The sequence below is a fragment of the Flexilinea flocculi genome (assembly GCF_001192795.1).
In the GTDB taxonomy this organism is placed as follows: Bacteria; Chloroflexota; Anaerolineae; order Anaerolineales; family Anaerolineaceae; genus Flexilinea; species Flexilinea flocculi.
Genome location: NZ_DF968180.1, coordinates 366,640 through 381,651 on the forward strand (window position 1 = coordinate 366,640; position 15,012 = coordinate 381,651).

18 protein-coding genes and 1 tRNA gene are annotated in these 15,012 nt (G+C 43.3%); 15 read left to right on the top strand and 4 right to left on the bottom strand.

The features are described from left to right. The first annotated feature begins 132 nt into the window (after positions 1 to 132). The 3 genes from ATC1_RS03670 to ATC1_RS03680 all read left to right on the top strand — a co-directional run bounded on the left by ATC1_RS03670 (position 133) and on the right by ATC1_RS03680 (position 5,058). Positions 133 to 1,836, top strand: a complete 1,704-nt coding sequence (locus ATC1_RS03670; RefSeq protein ID WP_152024214.1) for a hypothetical protein — start codon at positions 133 to 135, stop codon at positions 1,834 to 1,836. 209 nt (positions 1,837 to 2,045) lie between these two features. Beyond that, positions 2,046 to 4,610 carry an FtsK/SpoIIIE family DNA translocase gene (locus tag ATC1_RS03675; protein ID WP_082174645.1) on the top strand — a complete coding sequence of 855 codons (2,565 nt, stop codon included), beginning with the start codon at positions 2,046 to 2,048 and terminating at the stop codon, positions 4,608 to 4,610. Between the two features lie 7 nt (positions 4,611 to 4,617). Beyond that, on the top strand, positions 4,618 to 5,058 hold the full coding sequence (locus tag ATC1_RS03680; protein WP_062278486.1) for a TrmH family RNA methyltransferase: 441 nt from the start codon (positions 4,618 to 4,620) through the stop codon (positions 5,056 to 5,058). A 78-nt stretch (positions 5,059 to 5,136) separates the two neighbouring features. Here the strand turns inward: ATC1_RS03680 and ATC1_RS03685 are convergent, their stop codons facing one another. From ATC1_RS03685 to ATC1_RS03700, 4 genes are all read right to left on the bottom strand, one after another. Next, on the bottom strand, positions 5,137 to 6,798 hold the full coding sequence (locus ATC1_RS03685; protein ID WP_062278488.1) for a helicase HerA domain-containing protein: 1,662 nt from the start codon (positions 6,796 to 6,798) through the stop codon (positions 5,137 to 5,139). A 98-nt stretch (positions 6,799 to 6,896) separates the two neighbouring features. Next, the gene (locus tag ATC1_RS03690) at positions 6,897 to 7,517 is read right to left on the bottom strand and encodes a hypothetical protein (protein ID WP_062278489.1); all 621 of its coding nucleotides are present in this window, start codon (positions 7,515 to 7,517) and stop codon (positions 6,897 to 6,899) included. A 140-nt stretch (positions 7,518 to 7,657) separates the two neighbouring features. After that, a complete protein-coding gene (locus ATC1_RS03695) occupies positions 7,658 to 8,839 on the bottom strand; it encodes a DNA double-strand break repair nuclease NurA (RefSeq protein ID WP_062278491.1) in 1,182 nt (393 codons plus the stop codon). Between the two features lie 74 nt (positions 8,840 to 8,913). Then, positions 8,914 to 8,987: transfer RNA gene (locus tag ATC1_RS03700), tRNA-Val, on the bottom strand. Between the two features lie 444 nt (positions 8,988 to 9,431). On the opposite strand from ATC1_RS03700, the gene rplC reads away from it, so the two are divergent. The 12 genes from rplC to rplX all read left to right on the top strand — a co-directional run bounded on the left by rplC (position 9,432) and on the right by rplX (position 14,995). Then, the gene (rplC, locus tag ATC1_RS03705) at positions 9,432 to 10,061 is read left to right on the top strand and encodes a 50S ribosomal protein L3 (RefSeq protein WP_062278493.1); all 630 of its coding nucleotides are present in this window, start codon (positions 9,432 to 9,434) and stop codon (positions 10,059 to 10,061) included. Positions 10,062 to 10,093: 32 nt separating this feature from the next. Further along, the gene (gene rplD, locus ATC1_RS03710) at positions 10,094 to 10,720 is read left to right on the top strand and encodes a 50S ribosomal protein L4 (protein WP_062278495.1); all 627 of its coding nucleotides are present in this window, start codon (positions 10,094 to 10,096) and stop codon (positions 10,718 to 10,720) included. 9 nt (positions 10,721 to 10,729) lie between these two features. After that, on the top strand, positions 10,730 to 11,032 hold the full coding sequence (gene rplW / locus ATC1_RS03715) for a 50S ribosomal protein L23 (RefSeq protein WP_062278497.1): 303 nt from the start codon (positions 10,730 to 10,732) through the stop codon (positions 11,030 to 11,032). Continuing rightward, the gene (gene rplB / locus ATC1_RS03720; RefSeq protein WP_062278499.1) at positions 11,032 to 11,871 is read left to right on the top strand and encodes a 50S ribosomal protein L2; all 840 of its coding nucleotides are present in this window, start codon (positions 11,032 to 11,034) and stop codon (positions 11,869 to 11,871) included. The genes rplW and rplB overlap by 1 nt, the downstream gene beginning before the upstream one ends. Positions 11,872 to 11,906: 35 nt before the next feature. Continuing rightward, positions 11,907 to 12,182 carry a 30S ribosomal protein S19 gene (gene rpsS / locus ATC1_RS03725; RefSeq protein ID WP_062278501.1) on the top strand — a complete coding sequence of 92 codons (276 nt, stop codon included), beginning with the start codon at positions 11,907 to 11,909 and terminating at the stop codon, positions 12,180 to 12,182. A 5-nt stretch (positions 12,183 to 12,187) separates the two neighbouring features. Further along, positions 12,188 to 12,529 (top strand): 50S ribosomal protein L22, encoded by a 342-nt coding sequence (rplV, locus tag ATC1_RS03730; protein ID WP_062278502.1) that lies wholly within the window; start codon positions 12,188 to 12,190, stop codon positions 12,527 to 12,529. A gap of 41 nt (positions 12,530 to 12,570) precedes the next feature. Next, positions 12,571 to 13,251, top strand: coding sequence for a 30S ribosomal protein S3 (gene rpsC, locus ATC1_RS03735; RefSeq protein ID WP_062278503.1), 681 nt, complete (start codon positions 12,571 to 12,573; stop codon positions 13,249 to 13,251). A 67-nt stretch (positions 13,252 to 13,318) separates the two neighbouring features. Beyond that, the gene (gene rplP, locus ATC1_RS03740; protein ID WP_062278504.1) at positions 13,319 to 13,753 is read left to right on the top strand and encodes a 50S ribosomal protein L16; all 435 of its coding nucleotides are present in this window, start codon (positions 13,319 to 13,321) and stop codon (positions 13,751 to 13,753) included. Continuing rightward, a complete protein-coding gene (gene rpmC / locus ATC1_RS03745) occupies positions 13,750 to 13,962 on the top strand; it encodes a 50S ribosomal protein L29 (protein WP_062278510.1) in 213 nt (70 codons plus the stop codon). The genes rplP and rpmC overlap by 4 nt, the downstream gene beginning before the upstream one ends. Further along, entirely contained in the window at positions 13,959 to 14,273 is a 315-nt protein-coding gene (gene rpsQ / locus ATC1_RS03750) for a 30S ribosomal protein S17 (RefSeq protein WP_062278513.1), read from the top strand. Before rpmC ends, rpsQ begins: the two co-directional genes overlap by 4 nt. After that, positions 14,270 to 14,641 (top strand): 50S ribosomal protein L14, encoded by a 372-nt coding sequence (gene rplN / locus ATC1_RS03755; protein WP_062278514.1) that lies wholly within the window; start codon positions 14,270 to 14,272, stop codon positions 14,639 to 14,641. The genes rpsQ and rplN overlap by 4 nt, the downstream gene beginning before the upstream one ends. 21 nt (positions 14,642 to 14,662) lie before the next feature. Next, on the top strand, positions 14,663 to 14,995 hold the full coding sequence (rplX, locus tag ATC1_RS03760) for a 50S ribosomal protein L24 (RefSeq protein ID WP_062278516.1): 333 nt from the start codon (positions 14,663 to 14,665) through the stop codon (positions 14,993 to 14,995). Positions 14,996 to 15,012 lie beyond the last annotated feature (17 nt).

Below are 15,012 nucleotides of genomic sequence, written 5' to 3' on the forward strand. Positions count from 1 at the left end.
ACAAGAACAAGTTTTTCTCGATTGATTCTGATAGCAAGTCTATTTTTCGAATTATTGCTGCAGGAGGATGCATAATTCCAAAAAAAAAGGTAAGATTATTGGATTCAAATACTATCAAAAAATCAGGCAGGTATGATGATGATTGACGCCAAATCAGAAACCATTCTTGATTGCAAACAGAGTTCTTTGTTTCAATTCCTGAAGAATTACGGGTGGATTTTCGTATTTTTTATCATCGGATTCGGATCTCTTGTTTTTTCTTTGGGAAAAAACTTCCTGCAAGTACCGGGGGATCTCGGAGACGCACGCTTCAATAATTATATTTTGGAACATTTTTATCAATGGCTCATTCATCGTGAGACAGATTATTGGAATGCCCCTATCTTTTACCCTTACCCTTTGGCAACTGCCTTCAGTGATAATCTCCTTGGGTCGGCTCCATTTTATGCTGTGATTCGAATTTTGGGATTTAGTCGAGAGACAGCTTTTCAGGGATGGTTTTTGTTTGGTTTTGTGTTGAATTATGTCGTTTCAGCTTATGTTTTAAAGAAAGTAAATCTTCACTCTCTTTCTGTCGCAACTGGTGCATTTCTATTTACTTTTGGACTGCCCATGTTGGCGCAGGAAGGGCATCCGCAGCTCATTTATCGATTTTGTATCCCCGCCGCTTGCTATTTCTTGTATGATTTTACAAATAAACCAAAGCTGAAGACAATCTTCTTTCTGATGACAGCAATTATCTGGCAGTTTTATCTGACGATTTACATGGGATTTTTTCTTTTATTGTTGATTGTTGTCATGGCTTTCATGATTCCATTGTCGGCTTCTTCGATCAATATTATTAAATTCTGGTTTTCCCGCATCCGGTCTGCATGGAAAGATGCCAGAGGATCACACAAATTGTGGTGCATCGCTGGTTTGATATTGCTCACAGCACTGCTTGTGCACCTTTTTATACCTTATTTGCAGGTAACCAACCTTTATCATTTCTCAAGAGGTTTTGATGAGATAAAAACTATGCTGCCCCGATTATCCAGTTATTTACTATCGGATCACAGCACTTTATGGCGGCTCGGAATGAATAATTTTAAAGATCTGCCGATGCGGCATGAACATCAATTGTTCCCGGGGCTGGCGGCTGCGATTCTCCTGTTGATTGGTATGCTTTGGAAAAAAACTGACGAGAAAATCCCTTTTCTCCAGATCCATGCAACCAGTCTTTTGATCATTTTTCTCATCACCATTTCTGTCAATGAGAAATCGCTTTACTATCTTCTTTTGAAAATTCCCGGATACAACAGTATCCGCGCAGTTACACGGATCCAACTGGTACTTCTGTGGCCGCTGGCTGTCTATATTGCTTTTGTTATTGATCGAATGGTTCGTTTGAACAGCTCGAGTTTCAGGGTGAAAGCGGCGCTTGGTGTGATCCTTCTGTTGATGGTTTCTGAATCTGTCTTTTTCTCTCATTCTACTTACTCGAAAATTGAAGGACAGAAACGAGTTGATTCACTGCGGAAAATTGCAGAATATTCCTTGAAGAAAGCGAATTATCCGGATCCTGTTTTATTGATCCATGGAAAAGCCGGTGATCCCTGGCAAATAACTGCCTTGGATGCCATGCTGACAGCGCAAGAACTTGGAGTACCGCTGATCAATGGGTATTCCGGGAATGCGCCTGCATATTCTTTTGCGGAATGGATGCACAGTTGCCAGACGCTGCCTGGATCTGTGAATTTCTATGTTGATAAAGCGAATGAGTTTCTGCAGGATCCTGGGCTGAAACTCAAAGAGCGTATTGTTTATGTTCGTTATTGGGAATGCGGATTGTATTGATTCAATTCTGAAACGCTCTCAGCGAATCAACCATTCGAAATTTGATGAAAGCGTTTGATATAATGCTGTTGTGTTGTTTTTACGCTCGGCGCAAAAACAACACAACAATAAATTCTTTTCATATTAGGAAAGTCAATCCATATTTCGAATTGTTGGACCAGCGGAGCGAAAATTAGTTCTAATGTTCTATCTGATGTTATACTGTAATTATGACGTCAATTCAACCGAAAAAAAAAGTGAAGGCAAGTTATCGCGGCGACAAGAAACCATCTATGGCTGCGAGGAAAAAAGCTGCAACCATTGCTGCGAAACGGAATAAAAAAGCTTTATCCAATACACCTCTCAGTTTTTATTCGATCTTCAGTATTTTTGCTGATTTCATCGGATTATTACTTCTTCTTTCGGGCATCCTGATTTTTTTCAGTTTGAAATTTCCCGAGATGATCTCTCTGACTGAATGGTGTTCTCGATTTATTTTATTTTATGCTGGCAAGAGCGCTTATTTCTCAGGCGGCATCTTCGTATTGGCTGGTCTGTGGATTCTGATTTTACGCCGGATTAAAAAACCATTTTCATTTTCATGGAAATTCTTCATCTTTTTCATCGTGGTCTATCAATATATTTTGGTTCTTATACAACACGAGGAAAATGCAGATGCATATGTATACGGAAAATTCGCTAATTTGGCGGGCGGGGTTGTAGCTGGACAGATTGACGCTGCATTATTTACTGCGGTTGGAAATGCAGGATCCATTTTAATTTACTGCTTTTCCGCTCTCATCATGCTATTAATTGCATGGCTCTGGATTTCAAATTCTTTTTCCAATTCCCTGCATATTCATCCTGCGTTTTTTAGCCCGTTGCGAAAAAAATTGAAATCACTATTCCGAAATTTATCCAGATCAAATGCTGTTTATATCACTGAACCGGACCCCAAAAAAGAGGCGATCCCTTTTAATTTTTCTGACACAGAGCCGCCTTTGGAGGAAGTGAAAGATCAAAAGAAGCCTTCAGTAACCCGGAGCAAAAAGAGCAGAACGGCCGCCAACGAAGTTACAGAGAATGTTATTTCTGATGACCGCATAGCGAAGCCGGATAGTAAAACAGATCTTGAAAAAACATTTCACACACAAAAGAAAATCGATCCGTTGCCAGAGAAAATACAACCAGTTACATTTTTAAAAAACTCATTCAGACCTTCTTTATCGGAACGATTGGGAAAACAGGAAACCACTGAAAAAAAAGACGAGCTTGTGATATCCTGGAGATTGCCGATTACCGACGAAATTCTGGATCCTATTAAAATTCGACAGAATATTACATCGGAGGATCCCCACATTCAGGGACAAATCCAAAAAATCGAACATGTGTTGGATGCTTTTGACGCTCCTGGGAAAGTCGTTGATATTCAGATTGGTCCAACCTTTACACAATACGGTATTGAGCCTGGCTTTATGGAACGGGCAGATCGAAAGACACGTGTGCGTGTAAAACAAATCGAAAACGTTAAGAAGGATCTGGAAATGGCGTTATCTGTCAAACAACTGACAATTGAAGCGCCGATTCCGAATAAAACTTTTATTGGACTGCAAGTTCAAAACAAGTATCGAATCCCGGTTACATTACGTGAAATCATCGAAAGCGATGTGTTTCAGAAAAATCGTAAAGGATTGGGAATCGCATTGGGAAAGGATATCAACGGTGCGGTCTATGCTGCTGATTTGACGCGGATGCCACATCTCTTGATTGCCGGTGCTACTGGATCCGGTAAATCGGTTTGTTTGAATGCAATTTTAGTTTGTCTGCTGATGAATTACACACCTGATCAATTAAAACTGGTGTTGATCGATCCCAAACGTGTGGAATTAACCGGTTATAACGGTATTCCACATCTGATTACGCCGGTTATTACCGATGTGGAACAGGTCGGAAATGTTCTTCAATGGATCCTGCGTGAAATGGATATGAGGAATCTGCATTTTATGCAAACCGGTGTCAGAAATATTCAGGATTACAATCAGAAAAATCCGGACAAAATCTTACCGTATTTGGTCGTTGTGATCGATGAACTGGCAAACCTGATGATGGAGGCAGCTTCCGACATTGAAACCAGTATTACCCGCCTGGCGCAGACTGCGCGAGCTATGGGGATCCATATCATTGTGGCTACGCAGCGTCCTTCCCGGGATGTTATTACCGGCACGATTAAAGGGAATCTACCGTCTCGAATTGCATTTGCTGTTGCAACGAATATTGACAGTCATGTGATCCTGGATCGAAGCGGCGCAGAGAATTTGTTTGGTAAAGGGGATATGTATTTTATGTCCTCAGAAGACAGTAACTTGAAACGGCTTCAATGTGTATATGTATCCGATGATGAAATCAGAAAGTTAGTGGATTACTGGAAAAAGAATCCAAGGATTGGTGATGAACAATCGGAAATGAAAACAAATACGATATCTCTAGTGACGGTTAGAGCGCAGCCGCAAATCACGCAGGGCACATTGACACAGCTTCCGATGCTCAATGAGGACATTTCTTCTGTAAAAAAAGGGGATGACCCATTATTGAATGAAGCCATAGCAATGGTTCGAAAACAAGGCCGCGCATCCGCAAACATGCTGGTCAGTCGCCTCAGCATCGGATTTACACGTGCCAATAAACTGCTTTCGCAAATGGAAGATATGGGAATTATCAGCCCTCCGAACGCGAATCCTGCGATTCCACGGGAGATATTGGATTATGGTGAGAATGGCGCTCCCCCTGAGGATTAACTGAAGTATGGCTTTTTTTGAAATTGGAATTTTTCAACCCAGATCGGATGAGAATATCGGCACTTTATGGCGAAGTGCCTGGCAATTGGGCGCAGCCGGAATTTTTACCATCGGTAAAAAGCAGCGGAAACAGACCAGTGATGTGCTGCATGTATCTTACAAGATCCCTTTTCGTCAATATGAAACCATTGAAGATTTTCTCAATTCACGGCCGAAACAAGCACAATTGATCGGGATTGAGATAGGAGGGACGCCACTGCGTACATTTATCCATCCGGAATGCGCAGTCTATTTATTAGGTTCGGAAGCCAATGGGCTTTCCAAACAAGTGTTGTCTCAATGCAATCAGGTAGTTGAAATTGAATCCGTTCGCTATGCTTCTTTCAATGTCGCTGTCTCTGGCTCCATCGTCATGTATCACCGTTGTTCTGCTTTGGGTTTTTCTTAGTGGTACATCAGTAATTCGAATTATTTGATCCTTCTTTCGAATAACCAGAGAATAAAAGGTGTGGTTTCGAATTACTGATTATACGTCGGGAAACATCCAGTCAATATTGGATTTTTTTATTTGCGGATTGGTCTTTTGATCTCCTAACAGGTCCTTCCAAAAATCCTCATCGTAGCGCCGTGATCGAACTGGCAGCGGCATTGGAACACCATATCCGAGCAGCAGGACTTCTTCTTTTGGCTGCAGCCGTGATAACATTCCGCGCAGCGCGTCTCTGCCTGCCAATCCGGATAATACAGCCGAAATATCCGCATCATCACCCAGCCAGCCGGAAATGCGCGTTCCCAATTGAGACATAACTTCATCATAAATCTGAGATGGCCGCTGATCGATGACCAGTAGGGTTACGAAATATTTCCGCATCTCGCGTGCTATCATCGCAAAAGATGTCTGCGCGGCCATTTCCCTGTTAAGCAGTTTATGAGCTTCTTCAATGGCGATGACCAGGGGCGTCGGTTGTTTTCCGATACCCCCGTGGAAATCATTGGTTTGTTTTTCCCAGGCTTCGCGAATTTTCCGGGTAAGTATGTTGGTTACGAGCAGATAATCCAAATCGGATTGATATTTTCCAAAGGATAACACGACGGAACAACCGGATTGCAGCGTTTCAATGATCTGCTGGATACAATTTATCGGCGCCTTTTCGAGGATGTACGGTTTGTTGTACACACGTGCTAATTTGCCCTGCAGGCTTTCGGCAGCCTGTGGGAAGATTTTCGATTCTAACGCCCACGCTTCCAGTGTTCCCTCTCCGCTGCCAGCTTTTAATTCCATAAATGCTTTAAACCATTTTTTTTCTCCGAACGATCGAACCAAAGCAGCCAGTGTATTCGAAGTTGTTTCCCGTAAATTCAATTCACGGGAAAGCATTTCAACATCTTCCGGTAAAATATCCTGCTGTTCGATGACGAGATCAAAATCTGGACGCAATTTCTTTTTGATTTCGGTTCCTATCCCCAGCGTGCAGACTTTTACCTGACTGCCAAGTTTTTCTTTTAAACCGGGAACCCGGATATTGGTATCCGGGGAGGTATCGCCAAAAGAATATTCATCATGCATGTCAAAGATTAATACGGATGCCAGTTTGCTATGAATCAGACCGGCAAGTATTAAACGAGTCAGATAAGATTTGCCTGTTCCGGTTGCGCCAAAAATACCGGAGGAGCGTTTCGTAAATTTTTCCAGATCAATGGCAATCGGATGATTTTGTTCACGAGTCATCCCGATGGTAAATTTCTTTTTATCCTTTGGATCTCCAAAGATTTCCCATACGTCGAAGGCGTTGGCGATCCTTACAATAGCATGGTGAGCAGGCAGCGTCTTCACCGGAATCGGATGTGAATCGACGGACTGAGAATATTGGGCGTATTCCGCCGTTCCCGGCTCCGGCCCAACCTTCTGCATTAATGACGGAAGTATTTCCAACTCTGTATAGAGGGTTTTTGCGTTAAGAAGGACAGCGATATCCTGTTGAAGTCTTACTTCATTTTTTTCTTCAGAAAAACGCGGATCGGATGCTTTAAGCCGTAAATCCGTGATTAATCCGTAAAATTTATAATTTCCGCTTTGGACAACAACGAATCCGCCTTCCTGAATTGCATCAGCAGGTACTGTCAACCGAACCAGAAATCCTGTTTTTAAGCTGCCACCAGTAATAAATCCGATTGATTTTTGTTCCATAGCGTCTCCTGATACTACTGTTCAAGGGCATTCCATGTATCGAAACATTGGAAATCCTGATCAATTTGAAAGAAATTTATTGCAGGCAGAATCGATTCTTATTCGATCGAAATATCTGCGTCTCCCAGAGCGCTGAGAATCTCAAGCAAACCGGAACTGTCATCTTTCATCAGTTCAATAATCTCCATAATTGCGTTTTTAATCCAGACAGGATGATTATTCGCTCTTTGAGCAATCGCAGTTTGCCGGATATGAACAGCCAGTAATTCAGAAACCGGCACATTCGTAATCCGAAGGATATGGCGTAAATAGCCAAAATTTCCATGTGATGTGAAATCAGCAATTTCAGAGGATGTGCAAAGAAATATTGAATCCAGCGTTAGCGGTGGTCTCGGCGGAAGAAGATGCGAAAACCCATTCTCGGTTCGATATCCAAGGAATACGATTCGAATTACAATCGGGATGTTTCGGTTATAACGATTGTCAACCAGAACTTCATCAGCAATGGAATCCGCTGCTGCAATTTGTCTCAAGAAATCGTCTTGTTCCATTTGCACATCGGTGACAAGTCCATAGATTTGATAGGAAGATTCGTCCTGTACGGGTATCCGAACGATCGATGCAAATTGCGGCAGTTCTTTTTCCGATGTCCGATAACCTGCCACACATTCTCTACTGTTCGCGCTGATTATTCTGCCAAATGGATTTGTTTGATTCATATTTTTCCTTTTTTATTGACCGGCCGAAATTCATACTCAGCAAGCCTGCATCATCTTAAACCGGCAATTCGAAATTTGGATTTTTTTTCAAATAGAGAAATAAACACAAGGAATTCTTTTCATATTTCGAATTACTATGGTCATGATTCAATTGATATTTTTTTATTCGACATATCTTTCAGCATCAGTTTATTCGACTTTTGAAAAAATGTTTTTTCTTGTTTCGATAAGTTCTGCACCATCAGATTTGTAATTCGATTTTTTTCTGAAAACTGGATTAAAGCGCTTTCATGTGCACGATGAAGCACATACGGATACGGATTGTCTCTCAGAATTCCAGTCTGTTCAAGGATACATGCGTGCAGAAGATTGATTGATTCGTAATTCTGAGCAGTCCAGGATGGAATTTCAATTCTGGCAATCACTGGCTGTCGAGTTTTCCCGATGTTGAGATAAAAGAAGGATATTTCTATCGAATCTTTGGTTTCTGAACCTATTTTCGAATCTAAATGAAAAAGGGATGATCTTTCACCCGGCTGTAAAAAAGCAGAAAAAATATCGCTATCGCAAATCAGCGGATAACGGGAGAAACCTGAATGTTCGCTTTGACTTTGGTCATCTGCGAGAATATTGAGCATGCGAATCACATAATCAGCTCTCGGGCGATCAATGTATCCTGCCGTTATGATATTTTTCTGCGAAAGCTGCCGGATTGCGGATTGATACTCCTCAAATAGTTTTTTTTGAATCTGAAAAGACTGACGAATATTGAATATTTCCAGAGGGCCGTCTATTAAAGCAATCACGGGTTTGCCATTATCAATTTGACAGGCTTCCTTTGCAAGTAATTTTCGTTCGGCGATATCCCTCTGCAGAGCAATCATATTTTCATCGACATCATCGTCGGACTGGTTTTCCGGCTCCGGATGAATTAATGTGGTTTCCGTCACAACGGATGGAATTTCGGCACTGTGGGTGCGAAAAATAAAAACTGCTGCGTTGATCAGGCCGAAATATACTGCTTCATGACGATTTGGGCTGATCTGGGATCCGTCTGCTGCAAGAACAGTAATTTCTTGATTGGCTGTCGTATCAACAGAATAACTGCCATCGATCGGTTGACTTGTTGGAATGGCGCATTGTTTCCCGGGATTCGCGATAAACGCTTTTTGCAAACGATCGATTACAACCCCATCGCTTGCGAGTTTATGGAAGAAATCGCAAGCTTCCTGTAATTGCGCATTTCGTTCTTTCGTTTGAAGTCCGAGAGATATCTCTGTCTGCAAAATTTGAGGTCTTAATTGTTCAAAATTGACTGGCATGTAGTAATTATATGGAGAGAATGTCTGGGATGCAAATCTGAAAATAAAAAAATCAGGAAAAATTCCTGATTCTGTGAGCGGTATAGGACTCGAACCTACGGCCTTCGCGATGTCAACGCGACGCTCTAACCAACTGAGCTAACCGCTCAAACAGCATACATTATATACATAAGTTCAATTCTTGGCAAGTAAATTCATCAATTTACCTTCGAAATGTGAATTGACTGTGAATTGACTTAATTGCTTTGCAAAAAGAACACGAAAAGTACAAAAATCTCTTTCGATTTCATGAAATGCTGGTAAAATCGGTTTTAATTTATCGTCATATAACTTGAATCATCATTGATTTTCCCAAAAATCATATTGTAAAAAAATTATGATATAATATCTCAGTTTGCGCTGATAGATGCCGGCGCAACAAATATCGCATATCAAGAATCTGTTCTTTTGCGCACGACACAAATTCCACGGTGACGCATTGACAGGTTGACTGATTGCGGACAAGATGATGCAGCTAAGCCCATGCTGGCAATCTTGAAACGAGGTCAACTTGATCTCACGAATATACCTAAAATAAGGGAGAAAACAGAGAATGTTTAAAGGGCTACTCGGCAAGAAAATCGGCATGACCCAGATTTTCGATGAGAATGGTATCGCAGTACCGATTACCGTCATCGAAGCTGGGCCTTGCTTTGTTACCCAGTTGCGTAATCAGGAAACTGATGGGTACACTGCCGTTCAAATTGGTTTTGAAGAAGTTAAGCCAAAACGAGTTTCGAATGGTGAAAAGGGTCACTTAAAGCGGAACAACTTGCCTCCGCTGCGCTTTTTGCGCGAATTTCGTGTTAAAGATCCACAGGTTTCCGAAGGTGATAAGGTAACTGTGGATTTGTTCGCATTAGGCGAACTGGTCGATGTTGTTGGTACCAGCAAGGGGCGGGGATTTGCCGGCGGTGTAAAACGTTATAATTTCCGCGGCGGACCAAAAACACATGGTCAGTCTGATCGTCTTCGTGCGCCTGGTTCGCACGGTTCCGGTACAACACCGGGGCGTGTTTTCAAGGGTTCCCGTGGTCCGGGTCATATGGGCAATGATCGTGTAACGGTACAAAACCTGAAGGTCGCTTTTGTCGATACAGAACGTAATCTGATCGGTGTTAAGGGCGCAATCCCCGGATCGCGCGGCGGTCTTGTAATGATTAAGGAAGCCTGTAAATCCTGAACGGATTTATCGGAATAGGGAGCGTAAGTACTATGATTATCGATGTCAAAAATATGAAGGGTGAAAAAGTCAGCGAAGTTGAACTTCCTGAAGCAATTTTCGAAGCCCCGATTTACATAGACTTGATGCATCAGGCATATGTTCGTCAAATGGCAAACGCCCGCCTCGGAACACACGAGACCAAAACCCGACATGAAGTTGCTGGCGGTGGTAAAAAACCGTTCAAACAAAAGGGTACTGGACGAGCTCGACAGGGTTCAATCCGCGCTGCACAGTGGAAGGGCGGCGGCAGGGTTCATACCCCGCATATGCGTGACTATACTCAAGCAATGCCTAAGAAAATGCGCCGGGCAGCGCTGCGTTCTGCTTTAAGTGTCAAAGCAGGCGAATCTCAAATCGTTGTTGTGGATGAATTGAAACTGGTCGAACCGAAAACCCGCCTCATGGCTTTAGCCCTGAATGCACTGGTCGGTTCCAGCAGCGCCTTGATTCTCGTCCCTGATGTTGAATCAACAGCGGATGTCGTTCGAGCAACCAACAATCTGCCCGATGCAAAAATATTAAGAGCGAATTATTTAAATATCCGCGACTTATTAAGTTTTGATCATGTCATCCTTCCGGTGGCAGCTATCGAAACGATTAGCGCGTACTTAGGATAAGGAGGAGAAATGTCAACAATTTATGATGTACTCCGCCGTCCAATGGTGACAGAAAAGACAAATGATTTAGCTTTCAAACTGAATCAATATGTTTTTGAAGTGCAGGTAAATGCAAACCGGACTTTGGTAAAAGAGGCTGTTGAATCGATTTTTAAAGTCAATGTCGTTAGCGTCAATATTATCAAAACACCGGGTAAGTCAAAGCGGAATACAAAGAGCCGACGTGTCACTCTCAAGAAACCTGTTATGAAAAAGGCTATTGTTACATTGGCTGCCGGTGAGAAGATTCCGTTCTTCGAGGGGGTTGAATAATGGCCGTTAAGATTTATAAACCTATTACCCCGAGTTTGCGTAATATGACCGGTTATACCTTTGAAGAAATTACAAAGAAAAAACCGGAGCGATCCTTAATTGTATTTCGCAAACAACATGCAGGCCGCAACAATGATGGACGTATAACAGTTCGTCATCGCGGCGGTGGGGAAAAACGATTTATTCGCATTATCGATACGAAACGCGATAAAATTAACATCCCCGCGAAAGTTGCTGCCATTGAATATGATCCGAATCGAACAGCCCGCCTGGCTCTTCTTTTCTATGTTGACGGAGCAAAAAGCTATATCTTAGCCCCGATCGGTTTGAAAGTTGGCGATATGGTTGTGTCTGGTCCGAATTCTGAAATCAGAGTCGGCAACGCAATGCCGATTTCCAACATCCCGGTTGGTTCGACCATTCATAACGTTGAATTAAAACCTGGCAAAGGCGGACAATTAGTTCGTGCAGCCGGTGCATCCGCTCAACTTCTGGCAAAAGAAGGTGATTATGCTCAGGTTCGTCTTCCTTCCGGTGAAGTCCGGTTGGTGCAACAGGTTTGTTATGCTACGATCGGTCAAATTGGCAACCTGGATCACAGTAATGTGAAACTGGGAAAAGCCGGACGCAAACGTCATCTGGGTATTCGCCCGACCGTTCGCGGTACTGCGATGTCCCCGCGCGACCATCCGCATGGTGGTGGTGAAGGACGTCAACCAGTTGGTATGCCTGGGCCGAAGACCCCTTGGGGTAAACCGGCTTTGGGTTATAAAACCCGAAATAACAAGAAAACGGACAAATATATTGTTCGACGCCGCAATGTCAAGAGCGGACGTTAGTCCTCGGATCAGTCATTTAAGAGAGGTACGAAGAAATGTCAAGATCATTAAAGAAAGGGCCGTTTGTAGACCCGAAACTCTTAAAGAAGGTTGAAAAAATGAATGACGCCGGCGACAAGAAAGTAATTCGCACTTGGAGCCGCGCCAGTACAATCTTCCCCCAGATGGTAGGTCATACCATCGCCGTACATGACGGTCGCCGCCATATTCCGGTTTACATCACCGATAACATGGTGGGTCATCGATTGGGTGAGTTTGCCCCCACCCGTCTGTTCCGTGGTCATGTTTCGGAAAAATCGACAAAGAGGTAGAAACAATGGCACAAGATGTAATAGCAAAATTAAACAACTGTGGTGTTTCTGCCCAAAAAGTTCGACTGGTGATCAATTTGGTTCGCGGTAAGCCTGTAAATGCGGCATTGAATATTTTGAAATTTACAAACAAAATTTCAGCAGAGCCGATCTACAAACTGATTGCATCCGCAGCAGCAAATGCAGAAGAAAATTATGGCCTCGATCGGAATGAAATGTATGTACAAAGCATTTTCTGCGATGAAGCAGCAACTCGCCGCTGGAGATATTTTGGAGCAAGAGGTCGTTTCAAACCAGTTCTTCGCCGATCATCCCATATTACTGTGGTTCTTCGAGAACGTGAGTAGTGTGAGACCGAAGGAACCAAGGAAGAAATCAGGAGAAAAATATGGGTCGTAAAGTACATCCTATCGGATTTCGATTGAATATCAACAAACCCTGGGATGGGCGTTGGTATGCGAAGGGAATTGATTATGTGGATCAGCTTCATCAGGATTTAAGAATTCGAGATCTGATTCATGAACAAACCGGAAAAGCAGGCGTTTCAAAAGTTGAAGTCGAACGCTTCCCCGGAAAAGTAAAAGTCGTGGTGAACACTGCGAAGCCCGGTATCCTCATTGGCCGGAAAGGTGAAACAGTTAAAATTGTTCGCCAGAACCTCGAATCGATGACCGGCAAAAAAGTGGACTTGGAAATCAAGGAAATCAAATCGCCGGATCTGGATGCATATTTGGTCGCACAGAATATTGCTGGCCAGATTGAACGCCGTGTTGGTTATCGCCGTGCTATGAAACGTGCAATTCAGCAAGGTTTGCGCCAGGGCGGCCTCGGTGTCAAAGTCCAGGTAAGCGGTCGTTTGAGCGGTGCCGATATGGCGCGTACCGTTGTCCTGCGTGAAGGCCAGGTACCACTGCAAATGCTTCGTGCAGATATTGATTTTGCGCGTGCTGAAGCCAGCACAACCTACGGCAAAATCGGTGTAAAAGTGTGGATCTATCGCGGAAACATCCTTTCAATGAGTGAAGAAGTATCTGCAGAATCCACTGAGGGTGTTTACGTCAGTGAATAATACTTACACCGGATGGATATACGGAAATTCCGTGTATTTCGGTTAATCGAAAAAAGAGGTATTGGATATGTTAATGCCAAAACGTGTGAAGTACCGCAAGCAGCAGCGTGGCCGTATGCGAGGAAAGGCCTTGCGCGGAGCGGATATCAACTTCGGCGAATTCGGTCTGATGGCTATGGAACCGGGCTGGGTTACCCAAAGACAGATCGAAGCTGCTCGCCGTACACTGGCGCGTGAGATGAAGCGCCGCGGGAAGGTTTGGATTCGAATCTTTCCGGATAAGCCATATACACACCGCCCGCCAGAGACTCGTATGGGTAAAGGAAAAGGCAACGTGGAATATTGGGTAGCAGTCGTTAAACCGGGTCGTATTATGTTCGAAATTGGCGGGTTAACTGAGGATGTAGCCTTAGAGGCTCTCCATCAGGCTTCCTACAAGTTTTCAATTCGGACGAAAGTGATTTCTCGGCACGAACTGGGTACAGGAGAACAACAGCAATGAAACCAGCAGAAATCAGAATTTTATCAAGAAAAGAAATTGTGGCAAAGCTGGCTGATTTAAGACAAGAAAGCATGAATCTGCGATTCCAGGTTGTTTCTGGCCAATTGACAGATTTCAGCCGTGTCAAAGAAGTTCGCCGTGATATTGCCCGGATGGAGACCATTCTTCGCGAAATGGAATTGAAGAGTCAACAAGAAGGTGAAGCATGAATGCACGCCGCCGTATAATGGGTATCGTCACTAGTGACAAAATGGATAAAACTGTTGTGGTTGAAATCAGCCGCACTTATCGCCATCCGCTGGTCGGAAAAATTGTTCATGATTTCAAACGTGTCAAAGCACATGATGAAAAGAATGAATGCAAAATCGGCGATAAAGTTTTACTGGTAGAAAGCGCTCCGCTTTCAAAAGAAAAACGATGGGTTGTTGAATCCATAATCAAACGTGACGAAAAGAAAGAAATTGTCGAAGAAATCACCGAAGAGCTGGCAGCAGAACTTAAGGAAGGAGCACAAGAATGATCCAAAAAGAATCCAGACTTAAAGTTGCTGATAATACAGGTGCAAAAGAAATTCTTGTTATACATATCACCGGTGGTTCAGTTCGACGATATGGGTATGTTGGCGATATCGTTGTCGGTACAGTCAAGTCCGCAACACCGCATGGTTCGGTTAAAAAGAGCGATATCGTGAAAGCAGTCATCGTCCGTTGTTCGAAAGAATGGCGACGCGAAGATGGGTCATCCATCCGCTTTGATGACAATGCAGTGGTGATTTTGGATGCAAATGGTACTGATCCAAAAGGTACTCGTATTTTCGGACCTGTGGCACGTGAGTTACGTGAAAAAGGATTTACGAAAATCGTTTCCCTTGCACCGGAAGCAATCTAATCACGAAAGATGGAGCGAAGAATGAAACAAAAAATTCGCAAGGGTGATACTGTCGAAATTATCAGCGGCCGCTCTGAAGACAAGAAGAAACGTGGAGAAGTCATTCGTATGATTCCCACCGAATCTCGCGTTGTTGTCCAGGGTGTTAATATTCGGTCACGACATAAGGGGCAGACTCAAGCAGGACGCCGCCAGATTGATGCCGGCATTGTAAAATTTGAGGCACCCATTCACATTTCAAATGTGATGCTCGTATGCCCGAAATGTAACAAGGCAACCCGCGTTGGGTTCAGCCGTGAAAATGGTAAATTAAGCCGAATCTGCAAAAAATGTAATGCGGATATCGATGCGTAAGTAGCAGGAGAAAAAAA

Coding starts and splice junctions, on each gene's coding strand:
- ATC1_RS03685 (WP_062278488.1), bottom strand. CDS start 6,798: ATGGAACAAAAATCAATCGGATTTATTACTGGTGGCAGCTTAAAAACA.
- rpmC (WP_062278510.1), top strand. CDS start 13,750: ATGAAACCAGCAGAAATCAGAATTTTATCAAGAAAAGAAATTGTGGCA.
- rplB (WP_062278499.1), top strand. CDS start 11,032: ATGGCCGTTAAGATTTATAAACCTATTACCCCGAGTTTGCGTAATATG.
- ATC1_RS03680 (WP_062278486.1), top strand. CDS start 4,618: ATGGCTTTTTTTGAAATTGGAATTTTTCAACCCAGATCGGATGAGAAT.
- rpsS (WP_062278501.1), top strand. CDS start 11,907: ATGTCAAGATCATTAAAGAAAGGGCCGTTTGTAGACCCGAAACTCTTA.
- rpsC (WP_062278503.1), top strand. CDS start 12,571: ATGGGTCGTAAAGTACATCCTATCGGATTTCGATTGAATATCAACAAA.
- ATC1_RS03690 (WP_062278489.1), bottom strand. CDS start 7,517: ATGAATCAAACAAATCCATTTGGCAGAATAATCAGCGCGAACAGTAGA.
- rplN (WP_062278514.1), top strand. CDS start 14,270: ATGATCCAAAAAGAATCCAGACTTAAAGTTGCTGATAATACAGGTGCA.
- rpsQ (WP_062278513.1), top strand. CDS start 13,959: ATGAATGCACGCCGCCGTATAATGGGTATCGTCACTAGTGACAAAATG.
- rplW (WP_062278497.1), top strand. CDS start 10,730: ATGTCAACAATTTATGATGTACTCCGCCGTCCAATGGTGACAGAAAAG.
- rplV (WP_062278502.1), top strand. CDS start 12,188: ATGGCACAAGATGTAATAGCAAAATTAAACAACTGTGGTGTTTCTGCC.
- rplD (WP_062278495.1), top strand. CDS start 10,094: ATGATTATCGATGTCAAAAATATGAAGGGTGAAAAAGTCAGCGAAGTT.
- rplP (WP_062278504.1), top strand. CDS start 13,319: ATGTTAATGCCAAAACGTGTGAAGTACCGCAAGCAGCAGCGTGGCCGT.
- ATC1_RS03670 (WP_152024214.1), top strand. CDS start 133: ATGATGATGATTGACGCCAAATCAGAAACCATTCTTGATTGCAAACAG.
- rplX (WP_062278516.1), top strand. CDS start 14,663: ATGAAACAAAAAATTCGCAAGGGTGATACTGTCGAAATTATCAGCGGC.
- rplC (WP_062278493.1), top strand. CDS start 9,432: ATGTTTAAAGGGCTACTCGGCAAGAAAATCGGCATGACCCAGATTTTC.
- ATC1_RS03675 (WP_082174645.1), top strand. CDS start 2,046: ATGACGTCAATTCAACCGAAAAAAAAAGTGAAGGCAAGTTATCGCGGC.
- ATC1_RS03695 (WP_062278491.1), bottom strand. CDS start 8,839: ATGCCAGTCAATTTTGAACAATTAAGACCTCAAATTTTGCAGACAGAG.